At 78.1% G+C, this 3,815-nt stretch carries 3 protein-coding genes; 1 reads left to right on the forward strand and 2 read right to left on the reverse strand.

The window, feature by feature from the left end:
* Positions 1-980 (reverse strand): HD domain-containing protein (locus GTR00_RS16230; RefSeq protein WP_205705965.1); only part of this gene is annotated, 980 nt, incomplete at its 3' end.
* A gap of 227 nt (positions 981-1,207) precedes the next feature.
* Here GTR00_RS16230 and GTR00_RS16235 point away from each other — a divergent pair.
* Positions 1,208-2,152 carry a sugar phosphate isomerase/epimerase family protein gene (locus tag GTR00_RS16235; RefSeq protein ID WP_166612627.1) on the forward strand — a complete coding sequence of 315 codons (945 nt, stop codon included), beginning with the start codon at positions 1,208-1,210 and terminating at the stop codon, positions 2,150-2,152.
* A gap of 169 nt (positions 2,153-2,321) precedes the next feature.
* Here GTR00_RS16235 and GTR00_RS16240 read toward each other — a convergent pair whose 3' ends face one another.
* Positions 2,322-3,800, reverse strand: a complete 1,479-nt coding sequence (locus GTR00_RS16240; RefSeq protein ID WP_166612628.1) for a phytoene desaturase family protein — start codon at positions 3,798-3,800, stop codon at positions 2,322-2,324.
* Between the last annotated feature and the right edge of the window lie 15 nt (positions 3,801-3,815).

Consider the following 3,815-nt stretch of genomic DNA (forward strand, 5'->3'; position numbering starts at 1 on the left):
GGGATGCCGGCCTCGGCCAGGACGCGCAGCTGGAACTGCTGCACCGCACCGGGGTGCACGATGTCGAGGTCGTCCAGGGCCTGGTCGGCGGTGAACCCGGCCGCGCGGGCGTGGTGGTGCACCTGCAGCACGCGGTCCAGGACGTCGGCGGTGTTGAACACCCGCCCCACGGGGTTGTCGGCCAGTTCCCGCTGCGGCAGCAGTTCGCGCAGGCGCTGGGCCACCGCGGCGGGCAGCTGCGCCAGGGAACGCTCCTCCAGCGCGGCCAGGACGGGCAGGTAGTGCTCGCCGAGCAGCACCTCCCCGCCGAAACCGGCGTCGGGCAGGTCGCCGTTGGGCAGGTGGTGGGCCAGCGCGACGAGGAACGCCTCCCCGCGGGGCACGCCGTGCCGCGGCGCGACCAGGGCGGAGTAGACGGCGGTGGCGAAGCAGTGGTCGCCGTGGCTCTCGGGGGGTTCGACGACGATCCGCGGGCGCACCGGGTGGGTGGCGCCGGCGCGGGGCTGGCGCACCAGGGCGCGCACGAAACCCGGTTCGGCGGGCAGCAGCGCCTCGTCGAGCGGGTCGGGGTCCAGGGCCGCGCGCAGGTCGACCAGGTCGCCCAGGCCGCCCTCGGCGGTGGAGGTCACCGCGTCGAACGCGCGGCGCAGCACCTCCAGGCGCTCCTGGCGCGACAGGCCCGCCAGCGCCAGGACGCCGGCGTCCACGCCGGCCAGGCGCGCGGCCGCCAGGGCGTGCGCGGTCTCGCGCAGCGCCAGGCGCTGCACCGCGGCCGGGGAGGGGTCTGCCAGCAGGGTGCGCCAGGAGCGCACGAACGCCCGGTCGGCGAGCGAACCCTCTCCGCGGGCGTCGCGCAGACGTTTGAGGTCGCCCAGTTCGCGGTAAACCTGCAGCGAGGAGGGCGGGACGACGGGCCCGTCGCCGGCGGCGGAGGAACCGGCCCCGGTGCCCCCCGACGTCGTGGTCGGGGTCGCGGTCACGGTCGTCCTCCACGCGCGGCGCGCGTCGGTGGGAGCAGCACGTCGCCACCCTGCCCGCCCCCGCGGGGCCGCGCACGCCGAACCGGCGCGGACCCGGCGTGAACACCGTCACGCACCGCGCCCGCCGCACCGGGCCCCCTCGGGGCGCGCACCGCCCGGGTTGCTGACACCCTGCGAGAGGTCCTTCCCGACCCCGCGCCTGTCCCACGACCACGAGGAGTCCCCAGGTGCATTCCACCCACCACACCCGCGCGTCGAACACCCGGCTCGCGTACAACGCCAACGGCCTGCGCTCGGTCCCGCTGGACGACGCCGTCCGCGTCCTGGCCGACACCGGCTACGACGGCATCGAGCTCTCGCTGAACGCGCAGCACGTCGACCCCTGGTCGTTCTCGGCCGCCGACGCCGACCGCCTGCGCCGAGCCCTGGACGAGACCGGCCTGGTGGCGTGCAGCCTCGCCACCGGCGACCCCCACCTGCTGAGCGAACTGCCCTTCGAGCCGGCGCTGGTGGACCCCGACCCCACCGAGCGCGAGCGCCGCCTGGACCTGCTGCGCCGCGGGGTGCGCATCGGCGTGCGCGCGGGCGTGCCGCTGGTGGTCTTCTCCACCGGCAGCCGCCACCCCGCCGTCGAGGCCGCCGACGCCGACCGCTGGCTGGACGAGGGCGTCGCCGAACTGCTCGACACCCTGCACGACGAGCTGGACGCGCAGGGCCTGCCGCGCGGCAGCACCGTGCTGGGCATCGAGCCGGAGCCGGGGTTCCACTGCCAGACCAACGCCGAGGTCGCCGCGGTCATCGCCCGCACCGGCAGCGGGGACCTCTGGCTCAGCCAGGACCTCGGCCACACGGTCGTCGTCGAGGACGACCCGATCGGATCCCTGGCCCGGCACCTGCCGATCACCCGCCACCTGCAGGTGGAGGACATCGCCGGCCGGGTGCACGCGCACCTGGTGCCCGGCGACGGCGACGTCGACTTCGCCGCGGTGGGGCGCGCCCTGGGCACCGACGGCCTGGACGGGTGGATCAGCGTGGAGCTGTACGACCACGACCCGGTGCACCGCGAGGCCGCCCGGCGCAGCCGCGAGCACCTGCGCCGGTTCCTGCCCTCGCTGTCCGGCGCCGTGGAGCTGACCGGCGCCGGGCAGCAGGCGCACGCCGGGCGCTCCTGAGGGGACCCCGGGAGTTCCGGGGGACCTGCGGGAACCTGCGGGGAACCTCCGGGAACTCGGCAGGGTCCTGCCAGGAACTCGGCAGGACCCTGCCGGAACCCCGGGTGAACCACCGGGGACCGCCGGGGAACCGCCGGGGAACCGCCGGGAACCCGCGGGTGCGGCCCGGTCAGCGCGTCGGCGCGGACAACCCGTCCGCGCCGACGCGCACCCCGAACACCTGCCGCAGCGCCCGCCGTGCCGCGTGCACCCCGGCCATGCCGTGCACGCCCGAGGAGGGCGCCGTCGCCGAGGAGCACAGGTAGGTCGGCACCGGCAGCGGCACCCGGTAGGGGTCCCAGCGCGGCACCGGCCGGAACAGCAGCTGCCACGGCGTCACCGCACCGCCCGAGATGTCGCCGAGCACGAGGTTCGGGTTCTGCTCCTCCAGCTGCGCGGCGGTGACCGTGCGCCGCGCCAGCACGCGCTCGCCGAACCCGGGCGCGAACCGCTCCAGCTGCGCCTGCACCGCGTCCCCGACGTCCACGGTGGAGCCCAGCGGCACGTGCGCGTACGTCCACAGCACCTGCTGCCCGCCGGGGGCCCGCGCGGGGTCCAGCACCGACGGCTGCGAGAGCAGCACGTAGGGCCGCTCGGCGTGCCGGCCGGCCGCCACGGCGCGCTCGGCGGCGACGACCTCGGCGCGGGTGCCGCCCACGTGCACCGTCCCGGCGCGCGCCAGCCCCGGCGCCGCCCACGGCACCGGCCCGTCCAGGGCGAAGTGCACCGGCGCGGCGGCGGCGCGGTGCCGCCAGCGGCGCAGCTGCGCCGCGTACCGCGGCGGCAGCCGGTCCCCCGCCAGCCGCAGCAGGCCCCGCGGCACCACGTCCAGCAGCACCGCCCGCGAGGGCGGCAGCTCGCGCAGGTCGCCCACCTCCACGCCGGTGCGCACGGTGCCGCCCAGCCGGCGCACCTCCGCGGCCAGCGCGTCGGAGATCGACTGCGAGCCGCCGCGCGGCACCGGCCAGCCCACGGCGTGCGCCAGCGCGGCGAGCATCAGCCCGGCCCCGGCCGGGCCCAGCGCCCGCGGCGGGGCGAGCGCGTGGGCGGCCACCCCCGTCAGCAGGGCCGGTGCCGCCTCGGTGCGGAAGCGGGCCCCCCAGGCGGGCCCGCCCTGCTCCAGCACGGAGGTGCCCAGGCGCAGCGCCGCGGCCAGCGCGGCCGGGGTCGCCGGCGCGCTGCGCAGGTCCCCCAGGGCCAGGGCGACGACCTCGCGCCAGCGGCGCACCAGCGGGCCGAGCAGGGCTCGCCAGGCGGGCCCGTCGGGGCCCAGGCCCTCGGCGGTGGCGTCCAGGTCGCGCAGCGCCAGGGCGGCGCGGCCTCCGGCGAGGGGCTGGGCGTACTGCACCTCGGGCTGCAGCAGCTCCACGCCGTGGGCGGGCAGGTCGAAGGCGCGGAAGAACGGCGAGGCCAGCGCCATGGGGTGCACGGCGGAGCCGAGGTCGTGGTGGAAGCCGGGCAGGGTCAGCTCGGCGGTGCGCGCCCCCCCGCCCACGGTGGTGTTGCGCTCGAGCACCTCCACGCGCAGCCCGGCCCGGGCCAGCACGACGGCGGCGGCCAGCCCGTTGGGCCCGGCCCCCACCACGACGGCGTCCACGACTGCGCTCACGCCCCGACCCTGGCA

Origin of the sequence: Kineococcus indalonis, assembly GCF_009906395.1 — a bacterium.
Classification (GTDB): domain Bacteria; phylum Actinomycetota; class Actinomycetes; order Actinomycetales; family Kineococcaceae; genus Kineococcus; species Kineococcus indalonis.